The sequence below is a fragment of the Ferrovibrio sp. genome, assembly GCF_046297595.1.
Taxonomy (GTDB): Bacteria; Pseudomonadota; Alphaproteobacteria; order Ferrovibrionales; family Ferrovibrionaceae; genus Ferrovibrio.
Genome location: NZ_JBKBHT010000003.1, coordinates 236,763 through 255,000, shown reverse-complemented (window position 1 = coordinate 255,000; position 18,238 = coordinate 236,763). Strand labels below are relative to the sequence as shown.

The window sequence follows — 18,238 nt, the reverse complement described above, 5'->3', positions numbered from 1 at the left end:
CTGCGGGCCAGATTCCGGATATAGGTCATTGTGGAAGGCGCCGCCATGTCATCTGCATGCCGTTTAAATCTGTCGATCTGCGGCGGCAGTAGCGCGTTACCGTTAAGTATCAGAGTCACCGCGCGGCCATGTGTTCTCATACGAGCGAACGCCATAGCCAGTTCAAGATGGCCCTTGCGACCGGTCAAGCTGCCGACTGTAGAGAAAACAAAATGTTGTGGTGTGATGCCCAGTTTTTTGCGCAGATCGTTCGCCTGCGGAATTGGTCCGAATTCCCGCTCGTCGGCACCATTTGGGATCACCACCCAGTTCTGCAGCCCGTGCTGGCGGGCGAAATCGATATCCCGATACTGATTGGCATAGAAGATCAGGCGGTCGAAGGCGGCTAAGTGCTTCGGTAATTCACGAAAATATTGTGCGAAGGCCGGATTGTGCAGGCCGGAGAAGCCGCAGGGGATGAAGACTTTTCTAGAGTGGATGCGATCAAGGATGGGCAGCAGGGCGTCGAAAGTCCATTGCTGTGCGGCCTTGATCAGAATGGCATCGGCGGGAAAATCGAGCACAAACTGTCGATAGCGCTCGACCTCGCCCACGATTCTGCCGGCCGAGTTTCCGGTTATCCCAAACTCCTTTATATGCACGCCGTTAAGTTCGGAGAAGTGGCGAGCTGCCAGTTTTGTAGTCGCCACCGTCACCTCGTGGCCGCGTGCGACCATGCGTTCGGCGATTTGTCGCATGACCTCCTGAACGCCGCCGACGCTTGGCGCGTAGAATTCGCAGCAAAATAGAAGGCGCATACCGTGTGGTTCTGTTTCAGCGTATTAGGTTGATCAGGCGCTGGGCCAGCGGTCGTGCCGCAGATAGGGCAGTCCTCAGGTATGGGTGCCTGTAGTTCATGTAGTGGTAGCGAAGGGAGGCGAGACGATAGCGCAGGCGGCTGGTAAATTCCTCGTCCTGCCGTCCCTGAGCTATCCGTTCTGCCGCACGGCGGATGATGCTGGTCATGAGCTGATAATTTGGGTGGCGGGACAGGCGGGTACTAGAGCGGAGCAGAAGGGAGGCTGCGTCATGCATTTCCTGGCTGGGCTGGCTCAGTCCCAGGGTAGCTGCCAGGTTCTCGGCACTGATCAATGCCACCTTGTCTTGAAACGAGACGGTACGGCTGATGCTGGTCGGCATTTCACGGTATATAACCAGTCGATCCGGCAGATTAGCCATGCGGTGCCGGCGGGCAAGGCGGGACCAGAGTTCAAAGTCTTCCGGTGGTTGGCGTTGCGGGTCGGTGGTATAGCCGCCGATCGCCCGCACAGCGTCGCGGCGCAGCATTACAGAACTGTGGACAAACTGCGAATCGAACAGCAACTCGAAGCGGATATTCATGTCATCGAGCGGATGGTCATGACCGCGTTCGGTCGGTGTATTATTCACGTGTATTCGTGAGCGGGTGCCCAGCAAGGCATGATCTGGATGAGTGGACAGAAAGGCGACCTGCTTCTCCAGGCGGTCGGGCATGGAGAGGTCGTCGTGATCCTGACGGGCGATGAATTCTCCGCGCGCCATCTCGATTCCGAGATTAAGGGTGGCCGCGAGGCCACGATTCTCCTGTTCGATCAGGCGTAAGCGCGGATCAGAGAAAGACCGTACTACGGCAGACGAATCGTCTTTCGAGCCGTCGTTGATCACGATCAATTCGAAATCGACGAAGGTTTGTGAAAGAATACTCTGGATTGCCTCGCCGACCTGGTCGGCACCGTTGTAGAGCGGCAGAATAACGCTGACGCGTGGGGATGTCACAAGCGGCTCCATGTGTCAGGAATCAGGTCGCGAGTATCGAGCGCATTTGTCGCGAACCAGCGGCGCGGCGCGAATACGAGTTTGTCAGGGCGGGGATTGAGCCATGCCCCCCACCAGCTGAATGAGCTATTCGCGGTGATATGATGGCGGCAACGCGCCATCAGATGCATGTCCTCGAAATCGCGGCCGTCTCCCTGCGGGTCGACGAAGACCAACGGCCAGCGATGCGGCAGGTTGGAGCGGGTCCATTCCGGGTCGTCACTGAAGACAAAAAAGACCGGATCAATTATCCGCTCGGCCATGCGGCCCATCGCTTCGACATACCATTCGATCGGACAGAGGCCATGATGTTCCAGCGTCACAGGGTTGCTGGCATAATCGCCGCGGCGCACATGCAAGGAAATGGCGTTAACTGTGGCCATTTGTTCGGCCAGTGCTATGCGCTGCGCCGAGAGTGGCTGGACCGGCTGAAATTCGGCGCGGATAGTGTCGGCGATGGTGCTGAAATAGCGCTCGCTCTGCCAATACCCGATCAGATAGGCCGACGAGCCGCAATTCAGGGCTGCCGGATTAAACTGGAAGCCGCGCTCATGCACCGTCGGCATCCGGCTCGGCCAGTATCGACCCAGGCGCGCCAAGCGCGGATGCAGCCGTTGCGGCCATGGAATCATGTTCGCGAGATCGGCTTTGTGCGCCAGCTCTGCCTTAATGTTTAAGTGGCCAAGCTCGTAATTGCGCAGCTTGTCGGACCGGAAGCTCTCGATATCCAGTTTCAGTGGTACCCCGCGTTCTAACGCCAGACGGCGCCCGAAAGCATACTGAAACATCTGGTTGCCGAGACCGCCGAGAAGGCGAATCACAATCATGTGCAGAATAACCTACAATACAGGATGATGTGCATTCAGCGCGCTGCCGTGAAAAAGGCACGCGCCGTGCGCAGGAACTGGAGGGGGCGAAAGCCAGTTTTTATCGCAAGCTTCCTGATGTGGCGCTTTATCGGATATGTCAGCATCGTTATGCAAAGCCGCAGAGGGCGCAGGAAGGGGGGGCCGTAGAGCCGGGTTGCGAAAGTATAGGGGCGGACGCGCGCATACATCGCCTCGATCTCCCGCAGACAGGCGAAGAGGCGCCATGGCGCAATATCCGAGGCAGTGGTCAGGCAGTTCAGGTTTTCCTTTATTACGACCTGCGCATTGACGTTCCTGGCCACCGCTTCCTGCCATTTGCCCCAGATGACGATCTGTGCCTCGACCTGGCGGATCAGACGGGTCAGCGTATGGCCAGTCTGCATTTGGTTTGGATGTCGACGCAGGCGTACCAACGGCTGATCCGCAAAATCAAAAGTGGTCGCATGTGCCAACCGGAGCCAGAAATCCCAATCTTCAGCAAACTTCAGGCTTGTATCAAACAGACCAACCTGCTTCAGCAATTCACGCTTCAGGACCACGGCCGAGGCGGAGCCGGAGATGTAGTTGCCGGACAGCAGGGGATCGAAGATCTGTCCGCGCAGCGTGGGTGCGATGATTCTCTCGGTTTCAAGCGGGCTGCCATCCGCGGTCATGGCGCTGTAATTGCAGTAGACAACACCGGGCCTGAGCGGCGAGGTGGCGAACAGAGCCATTTGCATCTCTAGCTTGTGAGGTTCCCAGACATCGTCGCTGTCGAGGAAGGCGATGTATTCGGCAGTCGCCTGTCGACAGCCATGATTGCGAGTGTCGCTGAGGCCAGAATGCGGCTTCCGTAAAAGACGGACCCTGGGGTCGTCTGCGAAGCTCTGCTCCACCAGTTCGGGCGACCCATCCTTGGACCCGTCGTCGACAACCAGAACGGCATTGACCGGGTATGTCTGGTCGAGGATGGACTGAATGGCCTCGAGGATGAAATCTTTTGTATTATACAGCGGTATGACAACATCCACGCTGCGGATACTGCCAGCCGGCAGAAGTTCGACGTTCATGTGCGCCCCGCCGCATGCAGGCGTCGCAGAACCGATCGCAGCGGACCAAGGGCCCGCGAGGCACGGCCCCGCCATTGCGCGCGTCTGGCGGCGCGCCGGCGTTCTTTGGTATTACGGATCTCCTGACGCGCCAGTTGCAGGGGCACTGCCATTGTCGATCCCTGGTCACGGCACCAGGCTGCAAAATTGTCGACCACCGTGATATGTTGCGTCCAACCATCGGGGCTTGCCGCCCGAATACTTGAGGCCGGGTTATCCCGGTAACGGAGCAGCGGTTCGGAGATGAAGTCGAAATCCGTTAAACAGGCAATGCGGAGCCAGAGCGCATAATCCTCACCCACGGTCAAATTCTTCTGCTCGGGGAAGCCGATGGCGTGGTCCAGAAGGGAGCGGTGAATGACCACCGAACTGCAGATTACCTGATTGTCGAGCAGCAACTCAGGCAATCGGATCACCGGATCGGTGCGCCCAAGCAGTGGATTCTGGCTGTCGTCGTCCGGAACGACGCGGATCGCCTCGGTGCAGCTTGCGCGGCGACCTGATATCGCCATAGCTGATAATTGCCGGGCCAGCTTGCCTGGCAGCCATTCGTCGTCGCTGTCGATAAAGGCGATCCACTCACCTTTAGCGGCGCGCAGACCGCGGTTGCGGGGTATCGAGGGCCGACCGCCGCGCGGTCCGGCCAGCCAGCGAATTCGGGCGTCCCCCAATTCGTATACGATCTTCCGGGTTGTATCGGTCGATCCGTCATCGCAGACCAGCACCTCCAAGGGGGGCATAGTCTGGGCCAACGCACTTCGTATCGCGGTTCCGATCATATCCGCGCGGTTCCATGTCGGGATGACGACAGAGATAGTTGGCGTCATTTCGATGCTTGGCCGCGCGCGTACTGGGCCGCGAACATGACCATCCAGGTTTCCAGTAATGCCAGCTCCCCCTCCGTATCGTCGACGAGAAAGTTGCGCAAGAATGTCCGAGCGGCGGTCATATGGTCGAGCGCTGACCCCGGTGGTTTGACAGCGATAATCTCAATATTGTGAGTCTGTTTCCAACCGTTGCGCCGAATCTCTATCGGCTCAAAGCCAAAACATTTGACCATATGGCACAAGTCTTTGGCCGTATACCCCTCATAATGGGCGGCCCAGTCCGCCTCATGCGAACCAAACAGATGACGCTCAGCCACTGCGCGATCATTGAAACTGCGTAGCGGATGCAGCAGCGTCAGTAGAGTGCGCAGCATATCGGGGACCTCGATATGCAGACGACCGCCATCGGCCAGCCAGCCATGCCACGTGGCCAGTAGAGCGCTGGCTACAGGGCGACGAAAATGTTCGAACACATGGTGAAGGCGAACTTCTGCAATCGACCCCGGCGCATAGTGCAAACCGCAGATATCGGCATGTAGATCGGCAACGCTGGCCTGCTGCACTGTGTGATTGTTTAGCGGAAAATCGATATTCAGATAACCATCCAGATAACGCTGGCCGCAGCCCAGATGCAGCTTGGTGCCGTTTGCCGGCGCGGGTTGGCCCGAAGTGGAGCGCGGAATGTTGGTCATAGTGTTCGCTCTTCTACAGAATTCGGCCGCGCCGGCTTGCCAGGCTCTTCAGCCGGGAAAGGCCTGGTACGCGGCGCTCGACGGCGCGGCGCCAGTTGGTCCATTTCATCCGGCGCAGTTCGTCAGCCGGAAACTGACGCCATGTCTGGTCGGTGTCCTCATGGTCGCGCTCGATCCACCCGCCAAGACTATGCGGATTGGTGGGGTCGACCAGTGCGGTCCACCGCGACAAAAATACGTTCCAGTCCCTGTTCTGTCCGACTAAATTGCTGGCACGCACTTCGGTGTTGGCGTCAGAAAAATGCTCGACATAGGCATCGGTGCAATCGATGCAGGCCCAGCCTCTGTCCCAGAGCTTCAGGCAGAGGTCGCCGTCGGCATGGTAGAAGGAGTAATGTTCCTCGTCGATATAGCCGATTTCGGTCAGTGCGTCATTGAGATAGAGGCCGTGATTGACGAACATGCGCCGGCCCAGCGTCAAACCGACCCGATATTGCGCCTGCTCGGGCCAGTTGCGCCAGTAGAATGCAACTGCGCCGATTTTTTCGCCCTTAGCCAGATGACTCTCGAAATGTGCGATGCCGTTGCGCAGACTGTTGCGATGCAGAAGGCAGTCGTCGCTGACCATGCAGATGTATTTGCCCTGGGCGGCCTTGAATCCGAGATTCATGAAGTAACCCCAGGAGCGGCGACGAATCTGCCGCCCACGCCATTCGCCGCGATTATGTTGGATAATGCTGACAATATCCTTCTGTGCGGTTAGCCAGGCGATGCTGCCGTCAGTCGAGCCGCCGTCCACGACGATAATCTCGCCGGCGCCTTGCAGAGCGTCAATCTCGCGGCGAATGCTTTCCACTGTGCTCTTGAGGAAGGCGAGGCGATTATACGATCCCAGAACGACAGAAACGACTGGGGTGGCGGGCGTAACAGAAATGGAATTGGTCATCAGAGTCGGGGGGGGAGAATATGTGGTGATGAAGGGTCTGCGGTTTCCAGGGAAGGCGCTTCGCTCAGGATTTCCTCGTACCAAGTCAGCAGTGCAGCTACCTGGCGGTCGAGATCGAAGCGGGCGGCGGCATCTCGCGCGGCGTTAGCCGCGAGCATGGCGATTAGGTCCGGCTTGTCGAGGATGTAATTTAAGGCCGTCGCCAGGGCGATAGGGTCGCGCGGCGTGAGTAGGCCCGTGGCGCTTTCGGCAGGCCATGCCTGTTGGTCGTGTGCCGTGCCAGGGACATGCAGACTGCGGATTTGTTCCGGAATGCCGCCCACGGCGGTTGCCGCAACTGGCGTGCCGCAAGCCAGGGCTTCGATCACCACATTGGGGAATGTGTCAGCCCGCGCAGCATGCACGTAAAAATCAGTGGCCTGGTAGTAGCTGGCCATACGATCAGGCGACGATACATGCGGCACATAGGAAATTGTCGCCTGACCGACCTGTTCAGGTGCGCTCGTCTCGCCCAACGCGAGCAGCCGTAGCTGACGACCGGCCGGTGGGGTTAGCCGCGCCAGGCAATCGCGCAGAGTGGCGATGTCTTTCCAGACATTGCCCTTGATGCCGTTTGCGGCAAACATCAGAATAAGGTCATCCTCAGGCAGATTCAGAGCGCGCCGCGCCGCAATCTTGTTGCCTGGTTTGAACCATTGCATATCCACGCCGTTGGGAATCACTCGCGCCGATTGCAAGGCCGGAGCCAGCATAGATGCTTTGACTTTCTGCATCAGCCAACGGGAGGGCGTAGTCACATGCAGGCGGCTGGCGCGGTAGATTGCCGCTTTGCGTTGCCAATTCTCGGCGCTGCGGTCGACTGGGATGGCTGGTGGTATGGTGAGGTCGGGGCATGCGCCACAACCGTTACGCCAGCGCTCACAATCGAAAGAATGCGCGCAATGCCCAGCCAGCATCCAAGCATCGTGTAGATTGCAGATCACCGGCAATTTGGCCGATAGCTGGGGCAATAGTCGAAGATCGAAATAATCACCATGCAGATTGTGACAATGCAGGATATCCGGCTCTGCCGGGGGCAGATCGAGTAGCATTCTCGTTCCGGGAAAATCGAAATCCTCGTAACCTGGTTCGGATTGTCTGCGTAGCGATGCCTGCATTCTACCCGAATGCGGATTCAGGCCCAGCCGGCGTATAATGCGCTGGGCGAATCCACGGAACGTATGGCGAGGTTGCAATGGCGGCGCTGTCGGAGCGGGCGGTTCGTTTGGAATGACAAAAACATCACTGTGCTTTTGCGTTGTATGGCCAACAGCCATCCATGCATGGTGTCCCAGCGCTTGATAGCGGCGTTGTAGATTGGCTGCCACCATCGCCGCGCCACCCTGATGATAAGCGGTGTTAACTTGAAGGATGTTCATGCCCTCAAGCCCGGTTCCAGGTGGTCGAAACTCTCGATAATCAGATTCTGCAATGCCTGAGGGGTAATATTACGTACCAACAGGCGCGGCAGCTGGTATCGGTCGGTATCACCACGTACCAGTCCGGGATAGTTGGAGCAGGAAAGGACAAAGCCCTTGCGCTTTATCAGAGATACGGTTTCACCTGAATAGGCGTCCAGATTTCCGTAAGGAAAGGCAAAGGTGTCTATATCTTGGCCCAGCCAAGCAGTAAGGCGCTGCCGTCCGGTGTCGATTTCTGTCTCCTGTTCGGCCGCCGACAGTCCAGAGAGACGGGGATGATGATGGCTATGGGCGCCAATGGTAACCACATTCCCTTCTGCCAGCGTGACGACCTCAGCGCGGGTGAGCGGACGATGGCTGTCTCGAGCTTCCTCCGGTATCTGGGCCGCAGTCACCAAGGCCGATAGCACTTTGTCTCGCTGATCGCGCGACAGAGGATTGATGGCAGTCATGAGGGCGCGATAGAGGCTGTGTCGCGGCGAGGGATCGTCCGACGACAGGACCGACCATCCAGGCGCCGGCAAAAAGTCGCCGCTCGCCGGCCACTGCCGTGGCCCCTCGGGGAAAGGCAGGATCAGCGGATCAGGCAGCGGCGTGGGCGCAAGAATTGCACGCTCGATCACGTCCCACCAGTATTCGCGTTGGCGTTCGATGAAATCGGTGGCGATGAATACCGTCGCGGGCACAGCATGGCGCTGCAGGATGGGCTTGGCGTAATACAGGTTATCTGCATAGCCGTCATCAAAAGTCACGGCAATGGCTCGGCGAGGCAGTCGTCCGGCGGCGGCGGCGGCAATCATATCGCTTAGATGCATTGGGGTGCCTAGCGTCTTTAGTAGTGCGATATGGCGATCGAAGTTCTCCGGTGTGACCGCCAGCAGCTGCGGATCGGACTCCAGTGCCGCCACTCGGTGATACAGAAGGATCAATCCCTTGGGTTCGCGTCGTTTGCGCCAAGCAGCGACGTGGTTTTGGCCGAGCCGCCAAAGGCTGCGTGGTGCCCGGAGGACGCGCATCAGCATCAGTGATCCGCTTTCTGTGCCCGTACGCCGACCAGAATCTGATAGTCGGGGTCATAATGCGACAGCTCGGCGGCGCTCAATTCCTGTGCAGAAACGCCATAGAGTGAAGCGGTGGCGGTTAGGATGTTGCCATAGGCGGTGGTGGTTACGGAGCCACCGGGGAAAGCCTCGTCGAAAAGACGCTGTGCGGCCATGTCGGTGACGCGCCAGTAATCTCCCCAGCGGTCGTAATCGAAACGGCTAATCTGAGTCAGCGCTGGCAAGCTAGCCAGCAGCACACCGCCTGGCCTGAGTGCCCGGTGGGCGGTCGCGATCGATGCGCGCATGTCGTAGATCACATGCAGAACCTGAGTGAGGATAATGGCGTCGAACCGTTCATCTGGTATGCCGTCACCGGTCATCAAATCGCCGACGACTGTCACCTTTGGCGTTTCTGCCGAAGGGCTGAGCACGTCAATGGTGGCGTCCGCTGCGGCGAAGGCCTGCGCGTAGCGATCATCGCCGACCTCCAGGACACGGCCATGCAGGTCGGCGCGGCAGCTGTCGAGAAAGGCTTCGATATAATGGCGGCGAACAGGCGTGCCTCGATCCTGACCGAAGGCGGCGCTGATCGGAGTCAGACGGCGTAAGTCACCCCAATTCACGGGCCGAGCTTGTTTGCCGAGTAGGCGGCTGAGCAGGTTCACGTCAGGCGGCCCTTCAGGCGCAGCAATGCGGCCATTTCACTAATGACCCAGTCGTTACGCTTGGCGAGTTCGGCGTTGACGGTCTTGATTTTGTGGCCTGCCTTGTCGTGCTGACTATGTATCACCTGGATGGCAGTGCGCAATTCAGACTCATCGGCCGTCGCAAGGTCTATGGCCGTGGAGGGCGCGCCATAGAAGTCTACCAATCCATGGGATTTAAAACGGTAGTAGTCGCCGGTGAAGATGATGATTGCGGGTTTACCCTCGGATAAAGCGAAGACGTGCACATGATAGGATAGGCCGAGTGTGAAGCGTGCTGCGGCAATGCTGGTCTTGATCAATTGCACGTCCTTGGTTACCGGCGCCATCAGCAGGCGAGAGGAATGTTTCATCCTGGCCGCCAGTTCGGCTCCGCAATCCTTGTCATGACGTGAGTGGACGTCATAGCTCATCGGAAAGAAGACGAGGCGTAGCCCGGTTAGTTCCGTAGCAGTATCGAAGGCAGCGGCAACCTTGTCGTAATATCGGTCTGTATCCTGCGTGTAATCTGTCGATCGCCAATGTACGGCTATGAAATTTTCAGCCGGCGCCAAACCGGCGGATTTCAGGTAGGAATCACGGTCGGCATCAGAAGCAAGCGGTAGGCTGAGCGCCTCGTCAGCGGTGATCTTCGTGCGACAGTGCGACAAGGCTAGGGTGCGAGTATAATCCGCACTGAACGCATGATCGCGAAAGGCGAGCAGGTCCAGACGATCGAAGGCACGCGCCATAAGACTCTTCAGATCGGTGCGCGTAAGCGGACCGAAACCCTGCGGTCCTACCGCAGAAACCGCGACGAAGGGGCGTACGGCCTCGTAGAGCCAAGTTTTGTAAGCTGCGCCAAACGCGTTAAAGTCATTAAAATCAGCGGCGCCGACCCCATAAAAGGCATCGCAGGATCTGAGCGCGGCGATAAGTGAGGTGAGATCACCACATATTTTACGCGCTACTCCATGTTTCTTGAGGCCGAACAGCAGGTGTGCCGCGGCCGATATCTGGGGCAGAGTTAATTCCGCTAGTGGCAGGCCATGGCCTCGCATTCGCGTCAACAGCGCCTGGAGGCAGTCTCGCACTGCCATGTAAAAAAGGAACGGCGAGGGGACTTCCTCGACGCGCCAACCGTCGAAAACCGGAAGTGGGCGCGTACCCTCTCGTGGAATAACGAAAATGCACTCGCCGAGTTGCGCCTGAAGGCGGCGCAGAGCATTTGACAGCATGGCTTCGTCGCCGAGATTGCCATACGCCTCACCATGATCGACAAAAACTCGCAGCGGTTTTGACATAATCATTTCCAAGCGGCGCAGGCTACGATGCTTGGGCATCCTGGATCATGAAAGTCCAGAACCTGCGGCGAGAAATGATGCTTCATCAGATACTGGGGCGAGCCCGATGCCGTCGCTGCATTGCCATAAGTATGAATTTCGATGCGTGTGAAATCAGCAAACAATAGCCGTAGGGAGTCCGGCGTCATGCGCCAGTAGTCCCCAGGGTGTGGGGCATAGCCTTGCAGTACCATCGGTACGGTGCATAACACCACTCCGCCTGGGGCCAGAAGCCGGTGCATCTCCTGTACCGCCAGCCATGGGCGAGGCACATTGCACAAGACGTGTGTACATAGGAAGGTGTTAAAGCAGCCATCCGGCAGATGGCCTGCCGCCTGCAGGTCGCCCACAATGGTTGCGCCCGGCGCTTCGACGGTGTCCCAGACCTCATAGTCGGTTACGGTGGGGCGATGCTGATAGCGATCACGGTAATATGGCGGCATGAACTCAACTACGCGGCCATGCACAGCATCGTCATAGTGAGTGAGGAAGGTATCGATATAGTGACGTGCCGGGCTGGGCACTGGCGAATGGCCGGCAGGGAAGCCAAAATAGTTGATCGTCAGGCCCCAGCCCAGCACCCGGCCGAGGCTATGCTTATAGACGCCATATAACGACTGGCGGAAAAAGTTGCCGATGGTACCAGTCAGCATGATGCCTGTGTCACTTCGAAGGGGCCGGAGCGGGAATGACGGTGGCTGTCTTCCAGAAATCGCGGGCGACATCTTGTGATTCGATGCAGTTTTTGCAGATGTCTGGCATCTCGAAATCACCATCAACCTGACGTCGCCGCTGCTCCTGGAACATCTCGCTGTTGTAGACGTCCTGCGGCGATTGTTTTGTCAGATTGCCGAGCGGGAACTTGGTTTCGTAATCCTCGCAGCACATGGCAACGGTGCCATCCCAGTCCACCTGCATGACCTGCCAGACGTAGCGGCAGGAATACTGGCGTTTTCGCGTCTTGGTCTCGAAATGCCCTCCCCAGCCAATATAGGGTGGGATGACAACATTATGCACTAGCGGTGTCCAGTAATCGCGGAAGGCCTGGATTTCCTCTTTTGTGTGGTGCTCGGTGGGAATCAGCGAAACGTGGATTTCAACAGGTTTGCCGCGAACATTGTTCATCTCGATGAAGCGGTGCAGATTCTTCTGCGTTCGTTCGTAAGGCAGCTTCATTACTGTTTCATATACGTCTTTGGAGAAGGCATTCAGGCTGACGGAGAGAATGTCTAGTTTGGCATCGAAGAGCTGCTCTGCACGATGCTCTTCCAGCGCGCTGACATTCGAGTAGATGGCGACGCGTGCCTTTGGGAATACGCTTTTCTCATAACGGATCTTTTCGACGATCGTGCGGTCCAGCAGTGGCTCGCCCATTCCGGCGTGACTGATAAGCTGAATCGGCGCACCCCAGGCAGCCACTTTGTCAACGATCAGCTTGTGAGTTTCGGCCGACATGATCCCCTTGGTGCGTTGCAATGTCGGGTAGGGGCACATCACGCAGGCTGCATTGCAGCGATTAACAGTCTCAATAGCGAGCTGGACTGGTAGAACGCCATGCGGGCGGCTTTTGTCAAATTCGCGGCGGATGCGGCGCTGAATCTGGTACTCCTCGATGGCAGGGACCGTGTTCAGTATCTGTGGTATAGCTATCAGGGCGCGCGGGATGGCGCGGAGCGTTCGGGGGGCGACCGTCAGGCTTTGACGAACGCCGCGTGTGATCGCTTTGACAATCTGCATTGAGTACTCCGTCGTCACCAGCTCGTGCGGCCGCCATCCACGATCAGGTTTGCGCCGTTCATATAAGATGAAGCATCCGAGACCAGAAAAACGATCGCGGCCTTGTATTCGTCCCTGTGCGCCATGCGTCCAAGTGGGATTAATTGCTCGATACGGCTCAGGAAAACCTCATCCTGCCCGGCGTAGACGCCGCCCGGGCTGATGGCGTTGCATCGAACGCCCCGGTTGATCCAGTAGGTCGAGAGGTATCGAGTCAGACCAATCAGACCGGCCTTCACAACAGAATATGTTACAGGCTTGACCGGTTGTTGGGTTTCGGGAACGCCATCCTTGCGATAGAGCCGCTGATCGGGTGCAATGACGGCTAGATCGGAGGCGACGTTGAGTATAACACCTTTGCCCTGGCGTGCCATGTCTTCGCCGAAGGTGCGGCTGAGCAGGAAGGCGCCGGTCAGGCCGACAGCGATATCATTCTGCCATTCGGAAAGCGGGAAATTTTCCAAACGACTGAAGTTAATGTTGCCATCCTCGACCTTCGGATTGCGGGCCGCATTGTTGATCAGGATATCAACATTGCCGCGGGCGCGGAGTTCCGCGGCCAGTTCATCCACCTGCTGCGAGTCGGTGATGTCGATGCCGTAGGCTGCTGCAGCTACGCCATAACGAGCAGCGATCTGTTCGGCGATCTGTCGTGCAGCTGTGATGTTGGAATCCACAAGTATCGGGGTCGCGCCCATTTCCGCCACGGCAGCAGCATGACGCTGACCGAGCAGTCCGGCCCCGCCTGTGATGACTGCAGTGCGGCCTGACAGGTCGAAAGCCATCCGAACGGAGGCAGGCGCACTGGCAAGGGGGCTGCGTGGCATGGTCATGATCAGGCTTTAATTCTCTGGATCGCGCCGGCAGCCAGAAGGCCATCCTCGATAAGTTCCATAAGAGCATGGCCGGCGGTGATGTGGACTTCTTGGATGCGCCCGGTTTCCTTGCTTGGCACTACGAAGGCGATATCGCAGAGCGGCAGCGCGGGGCCGCCGTCGCCGCCCAGAAAGCCGATCACAGGCATGCCTTTCTCGCGCGCAACCCTCATGGCGCCTAAAACGTTCGGCGATTTTCCAGAAGTGGTGATGCCTAGCAGTACATCGCCCTTGCGGCCCAGCGTACGGGTCATGCGCTCGTAGAAGACCTCGTAGCTGTAATCGTTACCACAGGCGGTCATCGAAGACGGATCCAGTGCTAGGGCAATCGCAGGAATGCCGTCGCGGTTCACGTCCGGACGGAGGCGCACCAGAAGCTCGGCAGCGAGGTGCTGGGCATCTGCGGCGGATCCCCCATTGCCGCACATTAGAATTTTGCCGCCGCCAACGAGAGATGCGACACAGAGGTCTGCCATGGCCAGAAGCGGACCAAGGTAATTCTCCTGGGTCGTCTGTTTCAGGGCGATTGAACGCTGGAAAATCCCTTGTACCGCCGCTAAGCGGGGATCTGCGCCAGAAGCGGGTTTGCTGTCAGAAGCCACGTGTTTGTCCACCATCCACCACCCAGGTTGAGCCTGTTACAAAACTAGCGCGGTCCGAAGCCAAGAAAACCACGACATCGGCGATTTCCTCCGGTTTGGCAAAACGGCGCAACGGAACCTCGCTCTGCAGCATGGCCTGGACACCAGCGGGATTCTCCAACAGCTTACGATCCCAAGTGCCGCCCGGAAACATCACGTTACCAGGCGCTACCGCGTTGACGCGCACTCCTAGCGGGCCGGCGCTGCGCGCCAGGCTTTTTACAGCCGCCTGCAGGCCAGCTTTTGCGGCGGCATAGGGGGCGGGGGCGCCCACTGCTTCCAGACCAGCAATAGATGAGATCATGGTCAGGCTGCCCTGCCGGGGGGCCAGCCGATCAATGGCATAGGCAGCCAGCGCTGTCGCGCCGAGGAGATTGAGCGACAGTACGCGTTGCCATTCGGCCTGCGGCACGGCATGGCCAGCTTGCGACATGCCGCTGCCCACATTGGCAATGGCGGCATCGATAGGCCCCATGCTTCGTTCTACAGAATCCAGCGTGGCGAGGATTTCCTCATCGCGGGTCATGTCGGCAGTGAAGCCGCGCACCTCGCTGCGGGCGGTTATGCTGCTGATGGCTTCAGTCAGGGGTTGCTGCATGCGCGCCACCATGGCCACGCGAGCGCCTTCCTGGGCAAAAGCCTGGGCAATTGCCAAGCCGATGCCGCGGCTCGCGCCTGAGACCAGGATGAGCTTGCCCGCTAAGCCGAGTTCCATGTCAGGCCGCAGCCTCCCAGAGCTTTTCGGTCAGATCGCGGTTGTGGCGGGCGAGCTCGACTTCGCCGCCATCTTCGCCGCGAGCTGCCTGCAGAATCAGCCAGCGCTCAAAGCCCGTCTTGCGGATCATACGAAAAGCTGCGGGCAGATCGGCATTGCCCGTACCGAGCGGCTGAGTGGATCCGCCAAGTTTACGGTCTTTCACATGCACGCTGCCTAGATATGGCGCCAATGCAGTCAGCTCCTCCACCGGATCGTAGCCCAGTGAGGCGCTGTTTCCGATGTCAAAATTAGCTTTCACCTTTTCGTGCCCGATGGCGGCAAGAAGTTCTCGGAACGTAGCGGGCGGCAGATCGGTCTCAAGATGTAGTTCGACGCCATAACTCGCAGTATGCGGAGCGAGATCGCGTAGTACCGCGATTACCGCGGCGAGCGCCGCCTCACTTCTGAGCGAGGAGGCGTCAACGAAGGGCAGTACGATGTAGGTAATTTCTAGTAGACTGGCGCGGCCAATCAGCCATTTAAGATGTTCGATATTGGCAGCCTGCACGACGGCGCCTTCATCTACCAGACGCTCAGTCATGTAGTAGTCGGCGCAAATCGACCGCACACGCACGCCGCTGGAGGCGGATAGCGCCCGCAATTCAGCCAGTCCGATATCGGTGCGGAGCGGATTGTCCTGCTCATGCGGTTTTTCGTAGATCCATTCGATGCATGACAGGCCTGCCTCTGCGGCAAGCGGAAACTCTTCGCGCCAGGCACGGGCAGGGAAAGCCTGGAATCGCCCGTCGTAGGGCGGCAGCAGACGGCCTTGCATGATTCCAACTGGAATTGTCATTGCGGCGGCTCCAATAATTCGACAAGCTCAACATAGGTGCCGTCTGGATCGCGACAGAAAGTGACTAGCGCTCTGCCGTCGACCGACCTTCTGGGGGCTGTAGTGAATTCCACGCCTGCTGCGCTCATACGCTGATGCAAAGCTTCAAGCCCGTCGACCGTCAGAGCGATATGCGTTGGGCCGCGTGTGCTTAAGTCGATGTTACGGTTGATATCGCGAACCAACGGATTCATGAATTCTAGGAGTTCGATCTGCGACGCATTGTCGGCGCTAGCCAACTTCACCGTGCGCAAATGCGCTTTATTCATCCCGAGAATGGCGTCGATGAAGTCGCCGCTCTCGTCCATGATGCGCGCTTCAGAGAAGCCGAGTAAGTCGCGATAGAAGAACAGCGCACGCTCCAGATCGGACACGACGATACCGACATGCCGGAGCATGGTCATGCCGCGACCGCCTGTTCCGCAATGATCTCTTCGATCGACTCCTCAAGCACATCCATGCCTTCATTCATGACGTCTTCCGGCATGGTGAGGGGCGGGCCGAACTTTATCGATTCGCGGCCTGTATGCACGAGAAGAACTCCCTTGTGCATGGCACGCTGGCAGATCAGGCTCGCGGTCAGGCCATCTGGCTCGTCGCTACCGGGCTTCTTAAAGATCAGTGCAGCCAGCATGCCCTCCCCAATCACGTGAGAGATGCGGTCCGGGTATTTTGCTTGTATGGCGCGGAGCCGGTCGAGCATGATTCTGCCCATGCGAGCCGCAGCGCCACACAGATCGCGGCTCACAATCTCATCGAGATTGGCAAGGCCTGCAGCGCAGACCAGGGGGTTGGCGGAATGCGTCGAAGACATCGAACCGACATCGGGCAGATCGAGCAACTCTTTGCGGCCCAGCACCGCTGAAAGCGGCAGGCTGGAGCTGATGCCCTTGCCGGTAGCGATCAGATCCGGCTCGACACCATAATGTTCATGCACGAACATTTTACCGGTGCGACCGAACCCCCCCTGCACTTCGTCGAAGCCCAGCAGGATACCGTTGGCCTTAGCGAATTCCGCCGCCGCCTGCACATAATCGGTGGGAATGAAGGCCGCGGCCCAGCCGATATAGGCCTCGAACATGAAACCACAGAGATCCTTGGCGAGGTCAAGCCCCTTGCCGCGCAGCAGATCGAGATGCGCGTTGAAGCGGTCGCGGCCGGTTTCGCCGTTTTTCAACGACCATGTGTAGGGGAACGGCACCTGATGGACATTCGGATCCTCGAAGCCGATCCAGGTGCGCCCGGCGGCAGTGCCGCCGATCATCGCGGCACCCTGTGTGCGGCCGTGATAGGCGCCCTCGAAGGACATGATGCCGAGGCGGCGTTTACCGCGGCGTTGGCCGTTCATGCGCATCAGCTTGACCACTGCCTCGGTCGCCTCGGTACCGGAGGACATCAGATAGGCCTTGTCGAACTGCTCCGGGGTGACTTCGATCAGGCGGCGCAGGAATTTCGCGCGTATCTCGGTAGCATAGGAATAGGTATGCAGCAGGCCGTGATCGATCACCTCTCGCAGGGCCTTGACGATGCGCGGATTGGCATGCCCGGCATTGGCGACAAAGATCGTGGAGGTGTAGTCGATCCAGGTGTTGCCCCAGCGGTCGAACACCTGAAAGTCCTCTGCACGGTCCCACACCACCGGCATCTGGCCGTGCATCGAGCGCGATTCGAACTGCTCCAGGTCGTTCAGGATCGGCAGGGATTCCGGAACGGGCAGCGCCGTCTGCACGCAGCGATACTGCGTCTTGACTGGCGGACGGGTGACGGGCATGCGGGAGAAGGCAAAGGCAGCCATGAAGCGTTTCCAGTATCGCGGTTTGGTTGGTGGTTAGCGGGCTTGCAGATAATCGAGAATGACCGGGCGGCGACGCCCGATCTGGTATTCGAGCAGTTCGAATTCCTCAATCGTGTCGACCTCGACCGAGACGGGTGTCGGCTGGCCTAGCACCTTTGGGCCGAAGATGCCGGCATCGGGCGGCGTTGCCCGGATATGGGCCGTGGTGACGATATCGACATAACCGTTCGGCTGGTAGGCCGCCGGGAAGGCCTGGCGCGGCAGGTTGTAATATTCGGGCCGTGGATCATGTGGGAAAAGGCCGGTGAGCCAGCCATCCTCGAGACCCATCATCTTCTGCGGCGGCTCGGGCAGCGGATGCACCGAGCGCAGGCCGGTGGCATCTGGGCGAGCGGCCAGCAGTGCCGTGGCCTCGCGGAGGATGGCCGGGTCGCGCAATGGCGTGGTCGGCCGCAGGATCGCCAGGGCATCAGGCTCGGCGCCTTTGTCGCGCCAGAAATCCAGCGCGTGCTGGATATAGGCGCGGTCGGGTGCGCGATCGCCAGCCATTTCGGCCGGGCGCAGGAACGGCACCTCGGCGCCGAACTTCGCCGCGATATCGGCGATACCCTGATCGTCGGTGGAGACGAAGACCTTGTCGTAGCCGGCATGCAGGCCTGCGAGAACCGAATAGGCAATCAGCGGAAAGCCGCCAAGCGGCTTGATGTTCTTGCCGGGCACGCCCTTGGAGCCGCCGCGCGCCGGAATGATGGCATAGGTCTTCATGGATACTTGC

20 protein-coding genes (1 of these 20 running past the window's edge) are annotated in these 18,238 nt (G+C 58.8%); all 20 read right to left on the bottom strand.

What is annotated here, in order from left to right; genetic code table 11:
• Positions 1–797: the 5' portion of a glycosyltransferase family 4 protein gene (locus tag ACK4FJ_RS10120; RefSeq protein WP_409765996.1), read on the bottom strand. 556 nt of this gene lie to the left of the window's left edge; 797 of the gene's 1,353 nt are visible here — the first part of the coding sequence; its start codon is at positions 795–797; its stop codon lies beyond the left edge, outside the window.
• 16 nt (positions 798–813) lie between these two features.
• Positions 814–1,806, bottom strand: coding sequence for a glycosyltransferase family 2 protein (locus ACK4FJ_RS10115; protein WP_409765994.1), 993 nt, complete (start codon positions 1,804–1,806; stop codon positions 814–816).
• The gene (locus ACK4FJ_RS10110) at positions 1,791–2,660 is read right to left on the bottom strand and encodes an alpha-1,2-fucosyltransferase (RefSeq protein ID WP_409765992.1); all 870 of its coding nucleotides are present in this window, start codon (positions 2,658–2,660) and stop codon (positions 1,791–1,793) included. Before ACK4FJ_RS10110 ends, ACK4FJ_RS10115 begins: the two co-directional genes overlap by 16 nt.
• Before the next feature lie 35 nt (positions 2,661–2,695).
• Complete coding sequence (locus ACK4FJ_RS10105; protein WP_409765990.1) at positions 2,696–3,751, bottom strand: glycosyltransferase; 1,056 nt, start codon at positions 3,749–3,751, stop codon at positions 2,696–2,698.
• Positions 3,748–4,617, bottom strand: a complete 870-nt coding sequence (locus ACK4FJ_RS10100; protein ID WP_409765988.1) for a glycosyltransferase family 2 protein — start codon at positions 4,615–4,617, stop codon at positions 3,748–3,750. The genes ACK4FJ_RS10105 and ACK4FJ_RS10100 overlap by 4 nt, the downstream gene beginning before the upstream one ends.
• A complete protein-coding gene (locus ACK4FJ_RS10095) occupies positions 4,614–5,309 on the bottom strand; it encodes a class I SAM-dependent methyltransferase (protein WP_409765986.1) in 696 nt (231 codons plus the stop codon). The genes ACK4FJ_RS10100 and ACK4FJ_RS10095 overlap by 4 nt, the downstream gene beginning before the upstream one ends.
• 13 nt (positions 5,310–5,322) lie before the next feature.
• The gene (locus ACK4FJ_RS10090) at positions 5,323–6,255 is read right to left on the bottom strand and encodes a glycosyltransferase (protein WP_409765984.1); all 933 of its coding nucleotides are present in this window, start codon (positions 6,253–6,255) and stop codon (positions 5,323–5,325) included.
• Positions 6,255–7,673 (bottom strand): glycosyltransferase, encoded by a 1,419-nt coding sequence (locus tag ACK4FJ_RS10085; RefSeq protein WP_409765982.1) that lies wholly within the window; start codon positions 7,671–7,673, stop codon positions 6,255–6,257. Before ACK4FJ_RS10085 ends, ACK4FJ_RS10090 begins: the two co-directional genes overlap by 1 nt.
• Entirely contained in the window at positions 7,670–8,737 is a 1,068-nt protein-coding gene (locus ACK4FJ_RS10080; RefSeq protein WP_409765980.1) for a polysaccharide deacetylase family protein, read from the bottom strand. Before ACK4FJ_RS10080 ends, ACK4FJ_RS10085 begins: the two co-directional genes overlap by 4 nt.
• Complete coding sequence (locus ACK4FJ_RS10075; protein WP_409765978.1) at positions 8,737–9,423, bottom strand: class I SAM-dependent methyltransferase; 687 nt, start codon at positions 9,421–9,423, stop codon at positions 8,737–8,739. Before ACK4FJ_RS10075 ends, ACK4FJ_RS10080 begins: the two co-directional genes overlap by 1 nt.
• Positions 9,420–10,784 carry a polysaccharide pyruvyl transferase family protein gene (locus ACK4FJ_RS10070; protein ID WP_409765976.1) on the bottom strand — a complete coding sequence of 455 codons (1,365 nt, stop codon included), beginning with the start codon at positions 10,782–10,784 and terminating at the stop codon, positions 9,420–9,422. The genes ACK4FJ_RS10075 and ACK4FJ_RS10070 overlap by 4 nt, the downstream gene beginning before the upstream one ends.
• On the bottom strand, positions 10,748–11,437 hold the full coding sequence (locus ACK4FJ_RS10065) for a class I SAM-dependent methyltransferase (protein ID WP_409765974.1): 690 nt from the start codon (positions 11,435–11,437) through the stop codon (positions 10,748–10,750). The genes ACK4FJ_RS10070 and ACK4FJ_RS10065 overlap by 37 nt, the downstream gene beginning before the upstream one ends.
• A gap of 10 nt (positions 11,438–11,447) precedes the next feature.
• Positions 11,448–12,521: a radical SAM/SPASM domain-containing protein gene (locus tag ACK4FJ_RS10060; protein ID WP_409765972.1), complete on the bottom strand. Its 1,074-nt coding sequence runs from the start codon at positions 12,519–12,521 to the stop codon at positions 11,448–11,450.
• A 14-nt stretch (positions 12,522–12,535) separates the two neighbouring features.
• Positions 12,536–13,345 carry an SDR family oxidoreductase gene (locus tag ACK4FJ_RS10055; protein ID WP_409765970.1) on the bottom strand — a complete coding sequence of 270 codons (810 nt, stop codon included), beginning with the start codon at positions 13,343–13,345 and terminating at the stop codon, positions 12,536–12,538.
• Positions 13,346–13,395: 50 nt separating this feature from the next.
• A complete protein-coding gene (locus ACK4FJ_RS10050; RefSeq protein ID WP_409765968.1) occupies positions 13,396–14,052 on the bottom strand; it encodes an SIS domain-containing protein in 657 nt (218 codons plus the stop codon).
• Positions 14,027–14,791, bottom strand: a complete 765-nt coding sequence (locus tag ACK4FJ_RS10045) for an SDR family NAD(P)-dependent oxidoreductase (RefSeq protein WP_409765966.1) — start codon at positions 14,789–14,791, stop codon at positions 14,027–14,029. The genes ACK4FJ_RS10050 and ACK4FJ_RS10045 overlap by 26 nt, the downstream gene beginning before the upstream one ends.
• 1 nt (position 14,792) lies before the next feature.
• Complete coding sequence (locus ACK4FJ_RS10040; RefSeq protein ID WP_409765964.1) at positions 14,793–15,608, bottom strand: sugar phosphate isomerase/epimerase family protein; 816 nt, start codon at positions 15,606–15,608, stop codon at positions 14,793–14,795.
• Positions 15,609–15,625: 17 nt separating this feature from the next.
• The gene (locus ACK4FJ_RS10035) at positions 15,626–16,072 is read right to left on the bottom strand and encodes a VOC family protein (protein WP_409765962.1); all 447 of its coding nucleotides are present in this window, start codon (positions 16,070–16,072) and stop codon (positions 15,626–15,628) included.
• Positions 16,069–17,397 carry an aspartate aminotransferase family protein gene (locus ACK4FJ_RS10030; protein WP_409765960.1) on the bottom strand — a complete coding sequence of 443 codons (1,329 nt, stop codon included), beginning with the start codon at positions 17,395–17,397 and terminating at the stop codon, positions 16,069–16,071. Before ACK4FJ_RS10030 ends, ACK4FJ_RS10035 begins: the two co-directional genes overlap by 4 nt.
• A gap of 99 nt (positions 17,398–17,496) precedes the next feature.
• On the bottom strand, positions 17,497–18,228 hold the full coding sequence (locus ACK4FJ_RS10025) for an acylneuraminate cytidylyltransferase family protein (RefSeq protein ID WP_409765958.1): 732 nt from the start codon (positions 18,226–18,228) through the stop codon (positions 17,497–17,499).
• Positions 18,229–18,238 lie beyond the last annotated feature (10 nt).

Excerpts from the sequence above, each read along its gene's own strand:
- ACK4FJ_RS10115 (WP_409765994.1), bottom strand. The coding sequence starts at position 1,806 with ATGGAGCCGCTTGTGACATCCCCACGCGTCAGCGTTATTCTGCCGCTC.
- ACK4FJ_RS10110 (WP_409765992.1), bottom strand. The coding sequence starts at position 2,660 with ATGATTGTGATTCGCCTTCTCGGCGGTCTCGGCAACCAGATGTTTCAG.
- ACK4FJ_RS10105 (WP_409765990.1), bottom strand. The coding sequence starts at position 3,751 with ATGAACGTCGAACTTCTGCCGGCTGGCAGTATCCGCAGCGTGGATGTT.
- ACK4FJ_RS10100 (WP_409765988.1), bottom strand. The coding sequence starts at position 4,617 with ATGACGCCAACTATCTCTGTCGTCATCCCGACATGGAACCGCGCGGAT.
- ACK4FJ_RS10095 (WP_409765986.1), bottom strand. The coding sequence starts at position 5,309 with ATGACCAACATTCCGCGCTCCACTTCGGGCCAACCCGCGCCGGCAAAC.
- ACK4FJ_RS10090 (WP_409765984.1), bottom strand. The coding sequence starts at position 6,255 with ATGACCAATTCCATTTCTGTTACGCCCGCCACCCCAGTCGTTTCTGTC.
- ACK4FJ_RS10085 (WP_409765982.1), bottom strand. The coding sequence starts at position 7,673 with ATGAACATCCTTCAAGTTAACACCGCTTATCATCAGGGTGGCGCGGCG.
- ACK4FJ_RS10080 (WP_409765980.1), bottom strand. The coding sequence starts at position 8,737 with ATGCTGATGCGCGTCCTCCGGGCACCACGCAGCCTTTGGCGGCTCGGC.
- ACK4FJ_RS10070 (WP_409765976.1), bottom strand. The coding sequence starts at position 10,784 with ATGCCCAAGCATCGTAGCCTGCGCCGCTTGGAAATGATTATGTCAAAA.
- ACK4FJ_RS10065 (WP_409765974.1), bottom strand. The coding sequence starts at position 11,437 with ATGCTGACTGGTACCATCGGCAACTTTTTCCGCCAGTCGTTATATGGC.
- ACK4FJ_RS10060 (WP_409765972.1), bottom strand. The coding sequence starts at position 12,521 with ATGCAGATTGTCAAAGCGATCACACGCGGCGTTCGTCAAAGCCTGACG.
- ACK4FJ_RS10055 (WP_409765970.1), bottom strand. The coding sequence starts at position 13,345 with ATGGCTTTCGACCTGTCAGGCCGCACTGCAGTCATCACAGGCGGGGCC.
- ACK4FJ_RS10050 (WP_409765968.1), bottom strand. The coding sequence starts at position 14,052 with ATGGTGGACAAACACGTGGCTTCTGACAGCAAACCCGCTTCTGGCGCA.
- ACK4FJ_RS10045 (WP_409765966.1), bottom strand. The coding sequence starts at position 14,791 with ATGGAACTCGGCTTAGCGGGCAAGCTCATCCTGGTCTCAGGCGCGAGC.
- ACK4FJ_RS10040 (WP_409765964.1), bottom strand. The coding sequence starts at position 15,608 with ATGCAAGGCCGTCTGCTGCCGCCCTACGACGGGCGATTCCAGGCTTTC.
- ACK4FJ_RS10035 (WP_409765962.1), bottom strand. The coding sequence starts at position 16,072 with ATGACCATGCTCCGGCATGTCGGTATCGTCGTGTCCGATCTGGAGCGT.
- ACK4FJ_RS10025 (WP_409765958.1), bottom strand. The coding sequence starts at position 18,228 with ATGAAGACCTATGCCATCATTCCGGCGCGCGGCGGCTCCAAGGGCGTG.